The organism is Candidatus Diapherotrites archaeon, assembly GCA_040755695.1.
Classification (GTDB): Archaea; Iainarchaeota; Iainarchaeia; order Iainarchaeales; family 1-14-0-10-31-34; genus JBFMAK01.
The window spans coordinates 362,943-382,101 of sequence record JBFMAK010000001.1 but is presented as its reverse complement, the minus strand read 5'-3'; the positions used below and the strand labels follow the sequence as shown (position 1 = coordinate 382,101).

The window sequence follows — 19,159 nt, the reverse complement described above, 5'->3', positions numbered from 1 at the left end:
AATCAACAAAGTTTTCAGCAGTAGCTCTTGTATTCTACTGTGTAGGTTATCTTTTTCTCTCCGTTGGCCGGAACCTTTACTGTGAATTCAATTGTCCTTGAATCCTTTTTTATGAAGTCATCTGAATTCTGGGTTATATTCCAGTTATAGTAAGACTGCATGTGCTCTGGAACAATTACCTCAACCTCTGAATCCTTGTGGTTCTTTAAGGTAATTTCATATGCCTGCCTGTCATAGCACTTTGCAACCTGTTCTGATGAAACCTGCTTTCTTTCCCCTGTAATGTCAAAGGCATAGCCCACAAAGACTCTCCTCTCCTCGTCTTTTGGCGTGTGGTCTATTTCATCCTCTCCCAAGAACTGCAGTTGCCCTTGAGAGTCTTCCTTGTACACCCTCACAATTCCTTTAGGTAATGGAACACCTAAAGCGCTCTCCGTGGAGTTCTTGAAAGCCAATTTCACTTCAACTTTTGTGGTGTTGCTGCTTCCATAATACCAATAACTACTTTTGCTTGCGTCAAAAATGAATTCCTTTTTTACTGGAACATTCTCTGAGGCAAGAAGAGAAATCTGCTTTGACTCGTTGTTCATTAAGTCTGTTGTCCTGTCAAGGGTGTACAAATGATATTCAAACAAGGCTTCTTCAATGAATTGTTCTGCACTCGGTGCTGCCCCTAATGTTTTGTACAAAGTTTCATACGCCACAGAAGGCTGCGCTGTAACCCTGCGAATGTCTCCTGCAACCAATTTCAGTTTAGCGTTAGGATAAGAGCTTCCTGACTCGTTTGTTGCTGTCACCCAGCCCTTGAAATCCATTGCAGTGTCGTCATTGTTCACTTTTGCAATGTAGTCTGCCCTCCAGTTGAAGCCATTGCTCAAATAAGTTGTCTGGACGTTCCTATTTCCTTCATTTTCTGAGTACAGGCTCCATACAAGGGTAGGCTTTGTTATCAGACCTTCTGGCAGGATTGGAAAAGAAATCTTGTCCGCACTGCCAAGCGAAATTACCCCGTCTTTTGTCTGGATAATTATTCCATCTTTATAAGATAAAAGAGTGCCTGAATATTTTTTTGTTCCGTCCTTGTCGTTAACTTCAATTTCTATTTCTTTGTCCAAGTATTTTTCAAGCAGTTTTTCTTTGCTGACCAAATCGTACTTGTAATTCTGCTCTAATACCATAGTGCTCGGATAGCTCAAATCAGAAAATAAGACTGAAGTTGAATCAATCTTTGAGGCTACATCCTGGTAGTTAACCAGATTCACTCCCTTCTTCAGGAAAAGCTCTCTGACTTCTTTCACCAGGCCCAGGTTCTGGTTGTAAATAGTAAGCTCTGTCCCTATTTTTTGAGAGGAGGTTTCCTCTCCTGCAAAAGAGGCTAAAGCAGCAGCAGGCTTCTGGGATGAAACCTTGTAGCTGTAATCCTTCACGTTCACGTTGGGTATGTCAATCCTTTTTGGCGCCTTTCCTGTTTCTGAAGGCTGGTTATCCAAATAAAAAAACCCAAAACCCAAGACAACCAGTACAAATATTATTCCTAAAGCAAATTTCAAGTCCATTTTAAATTCACCGTTAATATGAAAATACTTCATTTATTTAAAGATAACCTTATGATAAGGGCAAAAGCTTACCATCGATTATTTTCAGTTAATTTGCTGCTGATTTTTTGCCGGCAATTCTAATGGAATTAATGGGCAGCCAGCAGTGCATTCTTTGCCCCAAAACTTGCAATCAATGCAATTGTTTGATGGCTTGTACAGAAGTTTTTTTCTGAGTTTAACTGGTGAGCCTTCATTCCACTGCCTTAAAAATTCTTTTTTTGAAGTAAATTTTTTTCCTTTAATTAAATTCATTGAATGGCAACCAACCCATATAGGGCAGGGCAGTACTTTGCCATTAACATCCACTACAAGATTTTGACCAGATAGGATGTGGCAATGGGCATAAAGTTTTCCCTTAAATAATTCTAAATCTTTGGAATCAAACCAGCACAAAGGCATTCTCGAAAACAGTTCAAAAGTGTAATCTTTCTTAATTGCATATATTCCAATTTTCCTGAGTATTTCAACTGTTTTTTTGTTTGATAGCACTTTTGCATTAAACAAATTTTTGTTTACCTTCGGGATTTCCCTGTAAAAAACATAACAAGGATCAGAATAAGAAAATTTATCCATTATTTCTTTATAAATCTTAAATTTTGTATGACAAACAACTGTCTGGACGGTTAAAGGAATTCCCTCTTGAAAGCAGTTTTCGATTCCTTTAACCGTTTCATTAAAAGCCCCTTTTACTTGCACCATTTCATCATGGAATTTAGCTGAAGAGCTCTGAACTGAAAAATTAACCCTGTTTATTCCTGCTTCCTTTAATTTCAAAACAAATTCATTTTCAGCCAGTTTTCTTCCATTCGTATAAATATTAACTTTTTGCCCTAATTTTTTAGCGTAAAGAAGCACCTCAAATAAATGACTGTATAAAGTTGAGTCTCCACCGCACAGACCAACAAAATTAATTCCAACGCTTTTCATCAATTTTAAAGAATTTTTTGCAGTGGTTAAATCCATTTCTTTTTTATTGAATCCAGCTGGAGCGGCATAACACCACTCGCATTTATTGTTGCAGGAATAATTTGTTATCAGATAACCTATAACAAGCTTTTCAATCATTGCAATTTTCAACTGATTAAAATTTTAATTGGCGACTAAAAAAAACCGAGGCAAGATTCCTGTAGAGCCCCATTTTTTCCTCTAAGTGAGTGACTATCGGCGATATTGCTCAATATTTCATCACTATTTTCAACTTCATTGACTGATCTTTTTTCTAAAATTACTTTAGCTAAACACAAAGCCTTCATTTTTTATTCCTCCTAAATAATTCCAACTTAAGTAATAGAAATGCAGAATAGTGACATATGTCCAAAAGGATTATATATAACAAAAACAGGATATTTGTATGGGAAAAGGAAATTTTAAGCTTGCAGATATTGCTGTATTCCATCAGGACTGCTTTGCCAGTGAAACAACAAGAAAATTTCCTGAAATAAAATTAGAGCAGGTAAGCAATATCAATGTTTTAAGCGCAAAAAAGAACAGGATTAATTACCAATTATTCTGGAAAGTCAATGGCCCAAGCAAGACAGCATTAGAAAATTATTTTTCTTACCTCAAAAGATTTCCAAATGTAAATAAAGTGGAAATCATTAATAGAAGAGGTCTTGAAAATCTCGCCTTGATAAGGGTTAATGCATTATCTTCTATTAATGACCGGTTGCTTAAAAAAGGAGCAATTTATGATAAACCTGTAGAGGTAACAGAAGGTTTTGAAATTCATTCTCTCATTTCAACTAACCCAAAAAATCTGAAAAGATTGCTAAGCGAATTAGAAGAATTCGGAGAAGTAAAGATTCTAAAAATAAAAAAATTAAAAACAGAAACAGATTCTGGACAGCTTACAGAAAAGCAATTGACTGCATTAAAGCATGCATTGGCTCACGGCTATTACGAATGGCCCAAAAAAGCAACCTTAAATGATCTGGCCGAAATAACAGGCATTCCAAGGAGAACTTTCCATGAAAGGCTAAGAAAAGCAGAAAGCAAAATTTTCCCTAAAATGATAATAGAATTAATCAATGACAAAAAAATTTGACTCATTTTTTCTAATTCCTTATAAAAACTTTGCTCTTTCCTGTTATGCATGAAAGAGAATTCTTTTGTTTCAGTCTTGGATTTAAGGAAGTGCCTGAAAAGGAGAGACCCTGAAGCGCACAAGGGAGAGAATGGTGTAGTGCTGATAATTGGGGGCTCAATTGATTATTCTGGCTCGCTTTACCTTGCAGGAATGAGCGCTCTAAGGAGCGGGGTCGACCTAGTAAGAATTTTTGCCCCTGAAAAGGCAGCTCTTGCAGTCAACAATTTGAGCCCTGACCTTATATCAATTAAATTCAAGGGAAATTACTTTGATTCAAGCGCAGTAGAAAAAGCATTAGAACTTACAGAACAGGCTGATGCAGTGCTTTTAGGCAATGGCCTGACATTAAACGAAGAAGCAGTGGATTTCGCCCGCGAATTCATTCAGGAATGCCCTAAGCCCTTGATTCTGGACGCAGACGCAATAAAGGTCTGCTCTGGACTGAAATTGAATGAATTTCTTCTCACGCCCCACTCAAAAGAATTTGAATTATGCTTTAGTTCTGCATTACCAAAAGAATTGGAGCAGAAGATTGAGCTGGTGAAAGATACAGCAAGAAAATTCAATTGCATTATTCTTCTCAAAGGAAGGATTGACATCATTGCCTCTCCATCCCAATTGAAACTGAATTCAACAGGCAATCCAAGGATGGCAGTGGCAGGAACAGGAGACACACTGGCAGGCCTATGCGCAGGATTTGCTGCACAGAAGAATTCCTCCTTTGATTCAGCGTGCGCTGCAGCCTTCCTGAACGGAAAAGCAGGCGAAACAGCATTCAAGGAAAAAGGAAATTCGTTCATTGCATCAGAATTGATTGAAGCTTACCCGGCAATATTGAAGGGCAAAAAGTAAAGCCTTTTATTTTGTTTCGCCCTTTTTATTTTCTGGTTTTTGAGAATGATTGAATTAAGGCTTGAGCATTCGACTGTAACAGAGAGGGATTTCTCCAATCTGAGGGAAAAACTGGCTGAAATAAGAATGCTTGGAAAGCCTTCTTTTGCATCGCAGGAAACAGACTTCACTGCACTGGAAAAAAAATTAAAGCCTTTCATGAAATACAAGAACATAATTTTGGTTGGAAATGGAGGCAGCATTAATTCCTTCAAGGCATTCTATGGGGTCCTAGCAAAAGACAGGACAGAAAAGAATTTGGAGATAATCTGCACAATGGAGCCAGACTTCCTGAACGAAGTGAAAGCAAAGTACAGCAAAAAAGACTCCCTTGTCTTGGTCATAAGCAGTTCAGGCGTGAACATTGGAGTAATAGAAATAATGCTTTACTTCAAGGAATACAAAAAATTAATTATCACCCTCCCGGATACAGGGGCATTAATTGAAATTGCAAGGAAAAAAAAGATTCCATTCTTTCCTGCCCCGAAGTTATGCGACAGGTTTGCAGGAACAAGCTCTTATGCTTTTATTCCTGCAATGCTTTTTGGAATCAAAGCAGAAAAAATCTTGGAGGGCGCAAGGGAAATGTACAATAAATGCTCTCCCTCGATTCCGATTGAAAGAAATCCCGCGCTGAAATTAAGTGCAGCATTGTACGAATTAGAGCAGAAAGGCTTCACTGAATTATTCATTCCAGTTTATTCGGCAAGGATTACAGCATTCCTGCCTTTAATCATTCAATTGATTCATGAAACATTTGCAAAAGAAGGAAAAGGCCTGACAGTTTTTGGTTACCTGGCGCCAGAATCACAGCATCACACAAACCAAAGGTTTTTTGGAGGCAGAAAAAATATTGCTGGCCTGTTCATTAGAATTGAAAGGCAGGAAGACGAAAAAAACAGGGTTTCAGTGCCAGAAGAATTAAAGAAAATCAAGCTGAGAGACGGAACAATAGGGGAATTGAATGGAGTGCCTTACTTTAAGTCATTAGAATTCGAGTTCAAGGGCACTTCAGAGGATGCAACAAAGCATGGAATCCCCTCTGTTATTCTATCAATTGATTCAGTGAATGAATTCTCTGCAGGAGAATTAATTGCCTTACTGCAGTACTTTGCGTTCTATTCTGCTGTCCTGCGCAAGGTCAACCCTTTTGACCAGCCCCAAGTAGAGGAAAGCAAGAGGATTTCCTTCGAGTACAGAAAAAAATTCAAGGAGCAAAAAAAATGATTTCAAGCAAAGCTTGAAATATTTAAATTTTAAGAGGAAAATTTAAATGAATTATTCAATAGGCGTTGATTTAGGAGGCAGTTCAATTCGCTCTGCATTAATAGACAGGAATGAAAAAATCATTGCATTCAATTCAACTGAAACCAATGCAAGCGCAGGAAAGAATGCCGTACTGAAGAACTTGGTGCAATGCATTTCTCTTGTAATGCCAAAAAACAAGAAAATTGAAGGAATAGGAATAGGCTTTGCTGGGGGCATAAACCAAAAGAAAGGCATAATAATTAAAAGCGCCCACCTTCCCTCGCTGAACGGCTTCAATCTGAAAAACTTCCTCCAAAAAAAATTCAGGAAACTGGCTGTATTGGAAAATGACGCTAACCTGATGGCTTACGCTGAAGCAATGAAAGGTTCAGCAAGAAAATACAATTTCGTTGTGGGCATCACTTTAGGCACTGGAATAGGTTCGGGAATAATATTAAACAAAAAAATTTATTCTGGGGCAAGTGGAACAGCAGGAGAATTAGGCCACACTGTAATAAATTTTAATGGCCCTAAATGCCCTTGCGGGAACTCTGGCTGCTGGGAGGAATACTTAAGCATTAGAGCAATAATGAGGAGAGCGGAATTCGCTTTGAATTCAAACAGGAAAACTTTAATGAAGAAATTATGGCCTTTGACCCCAAAAAAAGTGGATGACTCTGCAAGAAAAGGGGACAGGAGCGCAATGGAAATAATGAAAATTGAAGGCCAGTATTTGGGAATAGGGTTAGCGAACATTGTCAATGCCCTGAACCCTGACGCAATAGTATTAGGCGGAGGCCTTTCAAACTCAAAAATTCTGGTGAGGGAAGGAATAAAGGAAATGAAGAAAAGGGCATTCAGGAACCCTGCAAAAAAAGCAAAAGTGCTCAAGGCAAGATTTGGAGGCAAGGCAGGACTGATTGGAGCAGGGTTGATTGTATTTGAAAAGAGGTGAATTTAAATGGATAAAGAGAAACAGAAAGAAAATTCAGCAAGAGAGGCAGTGAAATCAGTGAAGAAAGGCATGATAATAGGATTAGGCACTGGAAGTACAGCAGAATGGTTTGTGAAAATCCTCGCAGAAAGAAACAAGAAAGAGAAATTGGGCCTTACCTGCGTTGTAACCTCGAACAAGATTGACGCAATGGCAAAAGGATTTGGCCTGAAAGTAGTGCCTTTAAGTTCAGTGGAAAAGATCGATGCAGCATTTGACGGCGCAGACCAGGTTGACAGCAAAAAGAATCTGCTGAAAGGAATGGGCGGCTTTGCTTTTTTAAGAGAAAAAGAGGTTGATTATAAGGCAGAAAAATTAATTATAATGGTGGACGAAAGCAAGGTGTCAAAAGTATTGGATAAAGAAGTATTGCTTGAGGTTGAGCCTGAAGCATTGCATGAGGTATTAGATGAACTGCTTAAATTTGACGCTGAAGTGGAACAGGCGACAGACAACTGCTCTCCAAAGATAAGCGAGAACAAGAATTACATCATGCGCCTGAAATTCCACAAGCCTTTAAGCAATCCTGCAAAAACAGAAAAACAATTAGACTCAATTCTGGGAGTAAAAGCCAACGGCATCTTCTCCAAGAAATGCACTGTAATAATCGGCACAGACAAAAGAGCAAAATTACTGAAGTGAAAAAAATTGGCCACCTATATTGCTGCAATTGGTATAGTAAAATTTAAAGACAAAATTTTACTTTTAAAGAGAAACAAAGACAGGCGTTTTTCTCCAAACAAATGGCAGCCTGTTTCTGGCTCCATAAAAGAAAAAGAAACAGCAGAAAAAGCTGTTCTAAGGGAAGTGAAAGAAGAAACAGGAATGAAAGGAAAGATCGTGAAAGCAGGAAAAATTTTTGAGGTGACAGACAAATGGGGCAGATGGGTTGTAGCCCCATTCCTTGTCTCAGTCAATTCCAATAAGGCAAAAATTGACAGGGAACACGTAAAATACGAATGGATTAAACCAAAAGAAATAAACAGATTCGACTGCGTGAAAGGAGTCAAAAAAGACTTGAAGTCAGTCGGCCTTTTATGAGGCAAATCCAACAAAATTAAAATAAAAAAAAAGAAAAAGAGGGAAGCAGCGCCTTTAAGCTACTACTTCGATGTTTAGTCTTTTCTTTAGTTCCCTGTACCTGTTCCGGATTGTGACCTCTGTTACGCCTGCAACATTTGCAACTTCCTTTTGTGTTCTCCTTTCTCCTTTAAGCAGGCCTGCAATGTACACTGCTGCAGCAGCAACTCCTGTTGGTCCTCTGCCGCTTATTAAACCATTGCTTATTGCTTCTTCAAGAATCTTCCTGCCTTCCTCTTGGACTTCACCTGAAAGATTGAGTTCAGAGGCAAACCTTGGAATGTAATGGATTGGATTAGTCAAAGGCACATCCAATTTTAATTCCCTCACCAAAAACCTGTAAGTCCTCCCTATCTCCTTTTTTGTCAGGCCAGAGGCTTCAGCCATTTCATTCAAAGTTCTAGGAACATGATAGGTTCTGCATACTGTGTACAGTACAGCAGCAACAACTGCCTCAATTAATCTTCCTCTAATCAAGCCTTTCTTTACTGTCTTCCTGTACAGCAAAGCAGCAGCTTCTACAAGTGATTCAGGGATGTTCAAGTAAGATGCAACCCTTCTCAGTTCAGTTAAAGCAATTGAAAGATTTCTCTGCATTGAGCTGCTTATTGAAGCCCTTTTATGCCATTTAATGAGCCTGTACATCTGCGCTCTGCTTTTAGTGCTCAGCTTGTTTCCTCTCAGGTCTGTTCCCCTCCTGTCAATCATTGTTACAAGGCCTTTGTTTAATTTGACGTACTTCATTGGGCTTCCTGTTCTTGCCCTTTCCTCGAATTGGTCTGAGTCAAAAGACCTCCATTCCTTTCCTAAGTCAATTGAATCCTCTTCTATTATTAGACCGCACTTCTGGCATATAAGTTCTCCTTTCTCTGAGTCTCTTACAACCTTAGTGCTCTTACATTCAGGACATACGAGTTTTGCCATTAAATTATCACCTACTCTTGCGTTTATTCAATTCAAAACCAAACCAAAAAAACAATTACAGCGAAACATAAAATTCCTACATTTGACGAATTTTTGGTTCTTAGAAAGTTTTATAAAATAAGCTCTAAAATGTAGTGCCTCTATAATAATAGCTGCTTAAGACATATATAAATCTTTTGGGTTAATCTTCCTTCTTATGCAGGCTTTTCCTGCGTTTCCTGGGTTTTCCCTGTTTCTTGACCTAAAAGCACTGCATTCAATGTTCCTGTCTGGCCTGGCCTTGAGCTAACCCTTGCCTTCTGGGTCTTGCCCTCTAATTCAATCTCAATCAGGCTGCCTTTTGTGAGAAGATTCCTTCTTGCGAACTGCTTGTTTGCCTTGTTTTCAGTGGTGTTCAGGACCTTGCACTTAATGCTTTTCTTCTGTTCAGGGACAAAGACATTAGCGTAAAAGGCCTTGTGCGTCTTTGTTTTACTGCTTCCACCTTTTGTTTTGAGGGTTGTTATGTCCTGTTCTTCCTCTGAGTCTGCTATGCCTGTTTCAGTGAATGGGCCTCCCCTCCAGGCAAGCTTTTTGTCGCATCTCCTCATTGTTCTTCTCTTGCCTCCTGAAGGCTTTCTCTCTGATTTCATGTGCCATTGAACCATTTTCTTCATTCTCCTTTTGCTTTCTTTGAATCAGTTTTATAAGATTATAGATAAAACAATCTTTTTAGCATCAATAGAAAATAATTATGCAATAGGAAATCATTAAAAAGCTAATCTCAAAGGTAAAAAGAAATGAGGAAAGAGAGAATTTGGATTGCATTGTTTCTGGTTTTAATTCTGGCATTAATTCTGAGGACTGCTTCTTTTCCAATAAATGCTTTCGGGGAGCCTGACACTTATTTTCACATGAGGATGACAGAGCAGTTCATCCAGGAGAAAGGCGTTCCAAAGTATGATGAGCTCTCATTGCAGGGAAGATTCTATCATTATGCTCCATTCTATCATGCAATGAATGCATCTTTCTCTATTCTCTCTGGGCTAAGGCCTTTTTACAGCGTGAGAATTCTTCCAGTAATCTTTGGATTGATTGGAGTGCTGCTTGCATTTGTTTTTGCAAGAAAGATTTTCAAGGACGAAAAAATTGCTTTGTTTTCTGCTTTTTTTCTTGCTACAATGATCTTCCACATGTTCAGGTCAAGTGGAGACACAAGGCCTGATGGCTTGGCATTGCTTTTGGTGCCTGCAATAATTTACTTGATTTACAGCAAGAGATTCCTGCCTGCAGCATTCATTGCTTCAGCGCAAATTCTACTGCACCCTCTCTCCTCAATATATTTGATTCTGTTTTTGATTGTGTGGGCTTTTGTCTCAAAATTCAAAAGAATACAATTCTCTTTCATCAAAGTTTTTTTAATAATTGAATTGATGGTTCTCATATTTTTGCTATGGCTAATGAATTCTCCTTATCCAATAAGCCTGTATGTTTCAAAGGTTTCAATGGAGTCAAGCGAGATGCAGAAGCCTTTAATGCTTGAATTCTTTTATTTCTTCAATATTGCATGGATTTTTTTGATGATTGGATTGGTGAACATCAGAAAGCACTTGTTTTTGCTTTTATGGTTTGCCTTCTCTTTCCTTTACGTTATGGTTGGAGTGAGGCTTGGCCTTTTTGTTGCATTCCCCGTAGCAATAATTTCTGCTTTAGGCTTTCGCTGGATTGAAGGAAAAGTAAAAGAATACAAGAAAATTCTTTATGTTCTGCTGTTAATTCTCTCTGTCCTGACCTTGTTTTACTGGGCTCAGCCCGGGGGAGGCTTGCTTAACCAAAAAGAGATTGCCTCTCTTAACTGGGCAAAGCAATTCACTGCAAAAGACGCGAACATTATGAGCATCTGGGACAGAGGACACCCGATTACATATTACACCCAAAGAAGAGCTGTAATTGACGGCTATTTTGAATTCGCTCCAGAATTAGAGGAAAGGAATAATGCAATGAAGGCATTGATAAGCTCAAGCGACTGCAATAAAATAGAGAGAGAAACAAAGAAATTCAATATAAATTACTTCTATGTGCCGAACAATGCTTTAAGTTCAGGCGATTTCTTGAACGGAATCCTTGAAGCAAAAAATTGCACGAATGTGGAAAATGTTTTCGATAATGGTGGAAGCCGAATAATAAAATACTCAAATTAAAGCGAATTACACAACAAAAAAAACTACATAATATGCTACATAACTTCATTTTTCTTTGAAACAAAAAATTTTATTTCTTCTACATAACCTCTTTTTCTTTTGGCAAAAATTTTTTTTCTATATAATATTCTACATAAATTTCTCTTAAACATAAAAATTTCTTATGTATAACCTCGCATTTTCTGCTTTTTTCCATTTTTTTCATGCTTTTTTTTGATATATGTTTTTAAGCAGTTTGTGTTTTCTTATTATTAAATCAATTTTTTATTTTGATAAAAAAAAATTCAATTTAAAAAAAAAATCGGGGTGAAATCAAATGAAATCTATCATGGAAAGCGCTATTTCTTCGAAGAAAACTTCAACTGAAACAAAGGAGAGGCTCGAAGAATTCGGTGCACCAAAAATTATGGTAATAGGAGCAGGAGGAGCAGGCTGCAATACAGTGAACAGGCTGGCTAACATGGGCGTTTCAGGAGCTCAATTGATTGCAGTCAACACAGACAAACAGCATCTGGCAATAATCAACGATGAAATAACAAAAATCTTGATTGGAAAGAGCGTTACAAGAGGCCTTGGAGCAGGAGGATATCCTGAGGTAGGCGCAAAGGCTGCTGAAGTATCAAGGCAGGCTTTAGAGGAAGCATTAAGCGGTGTAGACATGCTTTTTGTTTCAGCTGGAATGGGTGGAGGCACAGGAACAGGCGCAGCGCCAATTATTGCTGAAATAGCAAAAGAGCAGGGCGCAATAGTAATCGCAATGGTAACCTATCCATTCGCTTTAGAGAAAGCAAGATTAGTGAAAGCAGAGGACGGCCTTAAGTCCCTGGCTAAAGTTTCAGACACAGTTATTGTAATAGACAACAACAGGCTTGTAGAATTGGTTCCAAACCTTCCAGTGCAGGACGCATTCAAGGTCGCAGACGAGGTAACGGCAAGGGCAGTGAGGGGAATAACAGAAACAATAACTCAGCCTTCATTGATTAACTTGGATTTCGCTGATGTCAGGGCAATAATGACAAATCATGGTTTAAGCGTTATTGCTGTCGGTGAAAGCTCTTCAGTGAACAAGGTTGAAGAAGCAGTTGAAGACACATTAAAGAATGCCTTGCTTGACGTTGACATTTCAGGTGCTTCAGGCGCATTGATTCACATTTCGGGCGGAATGGAATTAACTTTAGGCGAAGCAAATGGTGTAGGGGAATTGCTCACAGAAAACATTGACCCTAAGGCAACAGTAATATGGGGCGCAAGGGTTGACCCAACCTACAGCAATAAATTAGAAGTAATAGCAATTTTCACTGGAGTTCACAGCCCTTACATTAAAGGCTTTGAGCCAGAGGAAATGACCTCTTACGCAAGATCGCCAAGAGACAAGCACGAACTAGGCTTAGGCTACGTTTGAATGAGAAAACTTTTTCTCATTTTTTTTCTTTTATTTTTCTAATTCTTTTTTATTTTGTTTCTTTTTTAAATAATACTATATGGTCCTCAAAGAAATCATTAACAGGCGTAGCGTGAGGGAATTCAAGCCTGATGAAGTTCCTGAAAAACTAATTGAGGAATTAATTAAGGCAGCACAGTTTGCCCATACCTCAAGGAATAACAGGGCAGCAGAATTCATTGTAATAAGGAGCCAGGAAACCAAAAACAAGTTGTTTGATATTTTAGGGCAGGAATTCATTAAGAATGCTCCTGTACTTATTGTTGCTGTAACAGACACAACAAAGACAAACCAGGCTTTCCAGGACCTTTCGCTTGCCTCGCAGAACATCTTCCTTCAGGCGACAGCTTTAGGCTTGGGCACAGTGTGGAAGAACGTGCGCGAGGAAAGAAAGGCCAGCATAAGAGAATTGCTCGGCATTCCCTCAAATTTCACTCTGGTTAACATCATTCCAGTCGGCTTCCCTGAAGCAAAGCCTCTGCCTCACATTAACTCTGACTTCAGCAAAAAGAGAATCCACAAAGAGAAATGGTAATTATTTTTTTGTTATTAAATGCTCTGTGCAATTGTCTCCTTTCCAGATGTGCTTTCTTGTCTTGTACTGCCAATTGTTTCCAAGCAAATAATTTACTTTAAACTGCATGTAGGCTGCATCAAGTTTTTCAGGGCTTACCTTACCTTTTAAGTTGGGGAAAGGATCTGTATAAAATTGGTAAACTATTTCTTTTTGTGTTATTTTTGGGAACCTTACCTTTAAGCCAACCCCTTTATCTCTTGCGCCAACAACTTTCACAAAATCTTCTGGTTTTCCTTTTTTGAATCCCATTTTATCATAAGCTTTTTTCAGTCCCTTAACCATTATTTTAGTGAATAATTTCAGTGCTTTCTTTTCACCGCATTCTTTTTTTATTACAAGGAACAGATTTTCATACAACCCAAAAAAAGCACCATTATATTTTACCATTTTTCCACCCTTTCATTTTTTTGCAAGCAAAACATTCCGTCCTATCCTACATTTCATTAGCTTGATTAATTTAATCTTGAAGCATTTCCATGTTTTTATTTCTTTTACTAATTCATTTCGGGTAATCCAGCGAGAGAAAAATTTTTCTTTTCCATTCGGGTTGCAAAGCCTTATCCCTCTTTCTCTGCCATTATCAAAGAATTCAACATAATAATTTTTTGGTGGGGCTAAAACTGCTTCATAAAATTTTATTCTTTCACCAATATTTTTTCTGGAAAAATTGTTGTCAGAATAAGCATTAATAATTAGCAGACCGTCTTTTTCCAGCAAATTGCATGCATGCAGAGCCCATTTCTTTCTTGTTTTTTCCTGAAAATTGAATAGTGTATTAAGGGCAATTCCGGCAATCTTGTATTTGAATTTATGTTTTTTTGGGGCTTTTTTTGTTGCATCTAAGTAAAATACATTTAAGCTGTGCTTTTTGCAATGATTCACAAACAAAATGTTATTATCAAATCCTGATGCATTAAACCCTGCTTTCATTAGTTCTTTAAGTATTCTTCCGCCGCCACAGCCTATTTCTATTATTTTGTCTTTTTTGCCCGCATATTTTCTTGCTGTTTTCAGCCAAAATTTTATTTCTTCGTTTTCAAATATTCTCATTATTGGAAAAGAACCTTCTCGCAAAATTTTCTGGGTTCTTATAAAAATTTCAAATGTTTTTCTCTCGCCTAAAATGTATCCAGACATAACAAAGCAACAAAAGAAAAAATTAAAAAATAGAAGGCAAAAAATCAATTAATCTTCAGTTTAAATTATCAGAATCAATATTATTCAAATCAAAATAACGCTTTTTTGATTAATTGACTTTTTTCTTTTCTTTTGGATATACTGCCAGCCCTTTTTCTTTTGGATGGACTGGAGACTTTTCTTTTTCGGGAAAAAGAAAAGGCTTAGTCATTCGATGATTCTTACCAGGATGTCTTTGCTGTAGTTGTTGAGAATGTAATTGTAGTCTTGGTAGTGTTCTGATACTGTCAGTTTTCCGCCCCAGTGGCCTGTGTCAACTTTTTTTGATGGATAGATACTGTAAAGAAATTTTTTTGTTTCCCCTGGGCTCATCCTGTCCAAATTCTTCTGTACTATTCTTGTCATGCCTGACTTGTCTATTGCTACTGTCTCTGGCAATTCAAGCTCGAATGACACCAGTTTCGGCTTGACGTCATCGTTCCTTATCTCTATTGTCAGTTCAAGTGGCTCTTTTTCCTTTAAGTGCATCCTGTAAGGGAAAAGATTTGTTTTGACTGTGAGTCCTGCCATATTACTTCACCCCTCCTACAAAGGTTTTGAAAATAATTTATTTATCAATAATTTTTTTCAGGTCTCTTACGCCCACATCTATCTTGAATTCCTTGCTGGCGTAGGCTTTCTTTAGTTCGCCTGAAATCCACTGCCTGTTTGTTGAAAGCCTGTTCAATGAAACGTGAAGGTTGCATTCCCATCCGTCTTTCTGTTTGACTACCCTGCCTGAAATGCTCCTGATTTTTATTGGTTCCTCAAATTTTGCGTTCTCTGAATAGTCGTCTGAAATCAATTCTATGTCTTTCAGTTCTCCTTCTGCTGCATCGAATGTTCCATAATCTATGTCGTGCTCTTTTGCTGCCTGAAATATGCCTTCAATTATTTCTTCTCCGTCAGAGAATTCGATTTTAAGTAATGCCATTCCACCACGCCCTCAAAAAGTTTTTTCTCAAATTGAATAAATATAATTAGAATAATTGGCTTTCTTATTAAAAACATAACGCTTGCATAAAAACAATTTAAAAACAAAATTATGTTTAAGCGAATTTTATTATTTCGGCTTTCTTCTGAATAATTTTATTCTGCCCAATAATTTTCTTTTCTTTAGGGGGCTTACTTGGTATTCTAATTTGAGTTTTTCAATATTTATGGTCTTTGGGAATTCTTCAATTCTTTCTATTTTTCCTTTTTTGTTCAACCAAAACCTCCTGGATACTAAATACCCTGATTTAACCCATCTTTCAAGTTTGCTTTTAACTAAAATCTTGTGTCTTTTATCCGGGCGTTTTAGAAAATCAATTATTCCAAAATGAAGGTTGCCCCATACCATTGCAATAGTTGGTTTTCTATTCAATTCTTTTTGAAGTAATGGTGCTAAAAAAAGACTCGCATTTTTCTGCACTTATTGCATTCCTGATAGTTGCAACTCCTTTTACCCCAGGGAACAGTTGTATTTTTGTTGTAATACCCCAGTATTTAGAATGTTTTATTTCTTTTTTGTGAATTTTAGATAAAATGAAAGGTAACTCTAATGAAGTAACAGGCAACTTAATTATGCGCTGCCCCACTAATTCCAATAATGATAAAAAAGCGGGCTCTGCATCAGTTAACCAGATTTGCTTTTGATTTTGAGTCGCTTGATTAATTAATTTTTTATATTGACGGCTTTTTACTATTTTTTTAACTGAAGCAAGACCACCACTTTCCAAAACCAACGCATCATACTCAATAATAGGTATTTCTGAAATCATTGAATGGTAGCTGAAAATCAGCACATATTTAGCGTTAGGTGTTTCGACTGTGGTCCAGGCCATGAAATAATAATTGTTGCAGGTTATATAAAAATCAGTCCTCTTTCCATTCTGCGTCCACTATTTTCCTTATCTCTGAAGCCTTCTTTTCCCCGATGTTCTCTACTTTCTGCAGCTTTTCTTCTGACGCAAGGAATAATTTCCTTATTGAGCCGAAATGCTTGAGCAGGCTCTTGGCCATTGTTGGGCCAATCAATGGAAGGCTCTCCACAATAAACTGCTGAAGCTCACTTTGAGTCAAGCCCTTCCTTCCAATCCTTAGCCTTATGTCCCTGTCTTTTCCTAATTGCTCTCTTTTTGCAATCAAGTAAATGAATGAAACGCTCTCCTCCAGGTCTTTAGTGAAAATGATTGGGACATGATAATCCAAAGCAATTGAGCTTAAAGCGCCTTTTATTGCGTTCCCGTGAATATCCCGCAGAGAATACAATTCTTCCTGTTTTCCTTCTATGAGCATTAAAGGCTTCTCGTAATTTGAAGCCATGTCAACCAGCTGATTGAAGAGCCTTCCGTCAATCATTGACTGCAGGAAGTCTTCCACAGTCTTTCTTTCCACTATTACTTGATCACTTAAAACATAGTCCCCCAGCTCTAATTGCTTTACTTTAATGAATACATTCTCTTTCTTGCTTAATTCTCTCACTGCATTCGAGGCCTGCTCTCTTGTGTCCACGAAAATTACTATTTTGTTCTTTGCTTCTTCAGCGAATTTCGTGAGAGTTGTCTGGGCTTCCATTTTCCTTTTCTCTGGCGCAAAAGCCTTCATTGAATGCAATGTTTTTTTCATTTTCTTTTCCTTGCTCACAGCGCTCCAGTAAAAGCTTTCATCCCTTGTTTTTTTAGCCATCAATATTACTGCCTTTCCTTTTGCAAGCCTTCCTGTTCTGCCTCTCCTTTGGATTGCCCTTATCTCTGAAGGCACAGGCTCAAAGAATACAACCAAATCAACTGCAGGAATATCCAAGCCTTCTTCTGCAACCGAAGTTGCAATTAGCGTATTGTATTTCCCTTCCTTTAAGTCTGCAATTGCCTGAATCTGCTCTTTCTGGCTCATTCCCTTGTCTCTTTCCTTCATTGCCTGTCCCACAAATCTTTTTGCCTTAATCCATGCAATTGAATTCAGCTGCTTTTCCAGAAACTTTGCTGAGTCCCTGTAATGGTTGAACACAATCACCCTGCTTTCCGAGTTCCCTGTAAATTGTTTAAGGAGTACCTCCTGAAGTTTCTCTACCTTCGGGTGAATTACTTTTGCTTCAGCCAATCTTCTTGTTAACGCAATTGCCTTCTGTATTTCTTCTTTTCCTAGAATATATTTTCCTGCTTTTGTTGCTCCGCTCTTCTGCGAGGCAGAAAGCATTTTAGCAAAGTATTCCTGCAGTGAAGGAATCCCTTGTGTTTCTAATAAAAGTTCTGCGTGGGCAATCTTGAGGAGTGCAGCGCACCTTGAGGCAGCCATGTAGATTGCAGGGTTTGTTTTTGCTCTCTGAATTAAATCCCTTCTTATCTTCACCTGCAATTCTATTAAATCCTTCCTCTTCATCATGTTAGGGTAAATGCCTTTGGCGTAGCCTAACTTCTTCAAGAATAATATTTGCTCTCTCATGAATCCCCTCAAAAGCTTTTTTATCTCCAAGAATTCTGCTGGAAGGTCTACCTTGATCCATTCGCTTTCTATTTCGTGGGTGTAAGGCTTTACGTCTGAATCTCCTTCAGATTTTATTTCAATGTTCTGGATGAACAAGTTCTTGCATACCTCTTGTATTCTTTCTTCTTCTCCTCCAGGAGAGGCTGTCAAAGCCAGAATTAAGGGCTGTAATGCCTGCTTCATGTAGTTTTGGGCTAAGAATACATAGGAATAATTCCTTACTGCCCTGTGGGCTTCATCGAATACAATAAGGTTGACTTCTTTGAGTGAAAGCTTTCCCTGCATTAAGTCGTTTTCTATTGCCTGGGGTGTAGCTGAAATTATTGAGGCATTCCGCCATAATTCTTCTCTCTTGCTTGAGGGCGTTGAGCCCGTTAATAGAACAATTTTTTCTTCTTCTAATTTCATGAATTTTGTGAAAGAATTTTTGTGTTGTACTGCCAGAGGCTTTGTTGGCGCTACTAATAGGACTTTTGCTTCAGGCTTTTTTTGCAGTAAATGCGCTGCAATCATTACTGCCACAATGGTTTTCCCGAGTGCAGTAGGGGCTACCACAAGTGAATTGCCTTTTTCCAGTACTCTTGCCACCAGTACTTCCTGATATAGTCTTTGCTCTATTGAATTCTCTTTTATTAGAGGGTGAAACACAAATTCTGCCATAAGTATTTAGGGCTTGAATAAAAATTAAAAGAAATAGGATTGGGAAATTCATTCTTTCTTTTCCTGTGTTTTTTGGGCTTCTTTTATTTCGTTGCTTAGCTCGTGCATGAAGGTCTTCCTTATGACGAACTTTCTGTCTACTTCGCTTATTAGTACATCGCATGCTGCTTTTATTGACTCCAGTTCTTTTATTATTCTTTCTTTTTCTTTCTCTATTTCTGCTACGTTCTCATACAATTCTATTGCGTCCCAGAACATTGAGCCGTCAACATAAGTATAAGGATGGTCGTTCATTTTTTTTGCTATTCTTTCAACCATTTTTCCTAGCCATAAGTTCATTTCCACTTTGACTTGGCCTTTAATCTGCTTTCCTTTGTCTAAGTGCTGCCTTAGCATGTTCACTATTGTTGCTTTAGGGAAAGGCAGTTCTATTCCTAATTCTTCTTCCTCTTCTTCTGGCACCTCAGGCAGTGCTTCAGGCGCTGTTTCTGCCATTGCTTCTGCCTCTTCTTCCACCTTCTTTTCCTCTGTTTTCTCTGCTTTCCTGTCCTTTTTATGCTCTTTTCCCATAAAACCACCCCTCAAGAAATTAATACCTGCAATGCATAATTAGCTCTATAATATTCCTCCAGCAAACAAAATATAAAGCCTCCCCGCACTAAAATTGAAGGATTTAAAAAGGTTGCGGTGGGGGCGAAATCAGGCGTAATAACTATCAGTTAATATACAATTAACATCAGGATATTGTGTACACTTATAACAATCTACTTTCCATTTACCATTATCACATTTAGGATAACACCCAAATCTAGTATAAATCTGTCCTTCGCACTTTT

21 protein-coding genes are annotated in these 19,159 nt (G+C 38.0%); 9 read left to right on the top strand and 12 right to left on the bottom strand.

What is annotated here, in order from left to right:
- Positions 1-14 precede the first annotated feature (14 nt).
- The gene (locus tag AB1467_02205; GenBank protein MEW6295091.1) at positions 15-1,556 is read right to left on the bottom strand and encodes a DUF4139 domain-containing protein; all 1,542 of its coding nucleotides are present in this window, start codon (positions 1,554-1,556) and stop codon (positions 15-17) included.
- 84 nt (positions 1,557-1,640) lie between these two features.
- Positions 1,641-2,663: a radical SAM protein gene (locus AB1467_02200; protein MEW6295090.1), complete on the bottom strand. Its 1,023-nt coding sequence runs from the start codon at positions 2,661-2,663 to the stop codon at positions 1,641-1,643.
- Between the two features lie 286 nt (positions 2,664-2,949).
- Here AB1467_02200 and AB1467_02195 point away from each other — a divergent pair, with 286 nt between their 5' ends.
- The 6 genes from AB1467_02195 to AB1467_02170 are packed head-to-tail and all read left to right on the top strand — an operon-like array spanning position 2,950 to position 7,858.
- Positions 2,950-3,642, top strand: coding sequence for a helix-turn-helix domain-containing protein (locus AB1467_02195; protein ID MEW6295089.1), 693 nt, complete (start codon positions 2,950-2,952; stop codon positions 3,640-3,642).
- 48 nt (positions 3,643-3,690) lie between these two features.
- Positions 3,691-4,536 carry an NAD(P)H-hydrate dehydratase gene (locus tag AB1467_02190; GenBank protein ID MEW6295088.1) on the top strand — a complete coding sequence of 282 codons (846 nt, stop codon included), beginning with the start codon at positions 3,691-3,693 and terminating at the stop codon, positions 4,534-4,536.
- Between the two features lie 45 nt (positions 4,537-4,581).
- Positions 4,582-5,802, top strand: coding sequence for a hypothetical protein (locus tag AB1467_02185; protein ID MEW6295087.1), 1,221 nt, complete (start codon positions 4,582-4,584; stop codon positions 5,800-5,802).
- A 46-nt stretch (positions 5,803-5,848) separates the two neighbouring features.
- Complete coding sequence (locus tag AB1467_02180) at positions 5,849-6,778, top strand: ROK family protein (protein MEW6295086.1); 930 nt, start codon at positions 5,849-5,851, stop codon at positions 6,776-6,778.
- Between the two features lie 6 nt (positions 6,779-6,784).
- Positions 6,785-7,459: a ribose 5-phosphate isomerase A gene (gene rpiA / locus AB1467_02175; GenBank protein ID MEW6295085.1), complete on the top strand. Its 675-nt coding sequence runs from the start codon at positions 6,785-6,787 to the stop codon at positions 7,457-7,459.
- Positions 7,460-7,465: 6 nt separating this feature from the next.
- Positions 7,466-7,858, top strand: coding sequence for an NUDIX domain-containing protein (locus AB1467_02170; protein MEW6295084.1), 393 nt, complete (start codon positions 7,466-7,468; stop codon positions 7,856-7,858).
- A 54-nt stretch (positions 7,859-7,912) separates the two neighbouring features.
- On the opposite strand, the gene AB1467_02165 is transcribed toward AB1467_02170, so the two are convergent.
- Together AB1467_02165 and AB1467_02160 are read right to left on the bottom strand one after the other, a co-directional pair.
- A complete protein-coding gene (locus AB1467_02165; protein MEW6295083.1) occupies positions 7,913-8,821 on the bottom strand; it encodes a transcription initiation factor IIB in 909 nt (302 codons plus the stop codon).
- Between the two features lie 194 nt (positions 8,822-9,015).
- The gene (locus AB1467_02160) at positions 9,016-9,477 is read right to left on the bottom strand and encodes a 30S ribosomal protein S8e (GenBank protein MEW6295082.1); all 462 of its coding nucleotides are present in this window, start codon (positions 9,475-9,477) and stop codon (positions 9,016-9,018) included.
- A 123-nt stretch (positions 9,478-9,600) separates the two neighbouring features.
- On the opposite strand from AB1467_02160, the gene AB1467_02155 reads away from it, so the two are divergent.
- The 3 genes from AB1467_02155 to AB1467_02145 all read left to right on the top strand — a co-directional run bounded on the left by AB1467_02155 (position 9,601) and on the right by AB1467_02145 (position 12,977).
- Positions 9,601-11,001 carry a hypothetical protein gene (locus tag AB1467_02155; GenBank protein MEW6295081.1) on the top strand — a complete coding sequence of 467 codons (1,401 nt, stop codon included), beginning with the start codon at positions 9,601-9,603 and terminating at the stop codon, positions 10,999-11,001.
- Positions 11,002-11,317: 316 nt separating this feature from the next.
- Positions 11,318-12,403, top strand: a complete 1,086-nt coding sequence (gene ftsZ, locus AB1467_02150) for a cell division protein FtsZ (GenBank protein ID MEW6295080.1) — start codon at positions 11,318-11,320, stop codon at positions 12,401-12,403.
- A 79-nt stretch (positions 12,404-12,482) separates the two neighbouring features.
- The gene (locus tag AB1467_02145) at positions 12,483-12,977 is read left to right on the top strand and encodes a nitroreductase family protein (protein MEW6295079.1); all 495 of its coding nucleotides are present in this window, start codon (positions 12,483-12,485) and stop codon (positions 12,975-12,977) included.
- On the opposite strand, the gene AB1467_02140 is transcribed toward AB1467_02145, so the two are convergent.
- From AB1467_02140 to AB1467_02105, 8 genes are all read right to left on the bottom strand, one after another.
- Positions 12,978-13,406 carry a hypothetical protein gene (locus tag AB1467_02140; protein ID MEW6295078.1) on the bottom strand — a complete coding sequence of 143 codons (429 nt, stop codon included), beginning with the start codon at positions 13,404-13,406 and terminating at the stop codon, positions 12,978-12,980.
- A gap of 12 nt (positions 13,407-13,418) precedes the next feature.
- Complete coding sequence (locus AB1467_02135) at positions 13,419-14,069, bottom strand: hypothetical protein (GenBank protein ID MEW6295077.1); 651 nt, start codon at positions 14,067-14,069, stop codon at positions 13,419-13,421.
- Between the two features lie 294 nt (positions 14,070-14,363).
- Positions 14,364-14,726, bottom strand: coding sequence for a hypothetical protein (locus AB1467_02130; GenBank protein ID MEW6295076.1), 363 nt, complete (start codon positions 14,724-14,726; stop codon positions 14,364-14,366).
- A gap of 37 nt (positions 14,727-14,763) precedes the next feature.
- The gene (locus tag AB1467_02125) at positions 14,764-15,129 is read right to left on the bottom strand and encodes a DUF296 domain-containing protein (protein MEW6295075.1); all 366 of its coding nucleotides are present in this window, start codon (positions 15,127-15,129) and stop codon (positions 14,764-14,766) included.
- A gap of 129 nt (positions 15,130-15,258) precedes the next feature.
- A complete protein-coding gene (locus AB1467_02120; GenBank protein ID MEW6295074.1) occupies positions 15,259-15,405 on the bottom strand; it encodes a hypothetical protein in 147 nt (48 codons plus the stop codon).
- 148 nt (positions 15,406-15,553) lie between these two features.
- Positions 15,554-16,021 (bottom strand): hypothetical protein, encoded by a 468-nt coding sequence (locus AB1467_02115; protein ID MEW6295073.1) that lies wholly within the window; start codon positions 16,019-16,021, stop codon positions 15,554-15,556.
- Between the two features lie 31 nt (positions 16,022-16,052).
- Positions 16,053-18,323, bottom strand: a complete 2,271-nt coding sequence (locus AB1467_02110; GenBank protein MEW6295072.1) for a DEAD/DEAH box helicase — start codon at positions 18,321-18,323, stop codon at positions 16,053-16,055.
- Between the two features lie 48 nt (positions 18,324-18,371).
- Complete coding sequence (locus tag AB1467_02105; protein MEW6295071.1) at positions 18,372-18,893, bottom strand: hypothetical protein; 522 nt, start codon at positions 18,891-18,893, stop codon at positions 18,372-18,374.
- Positions 18,894-19,159: the final 266 nt, after the last annotated feature.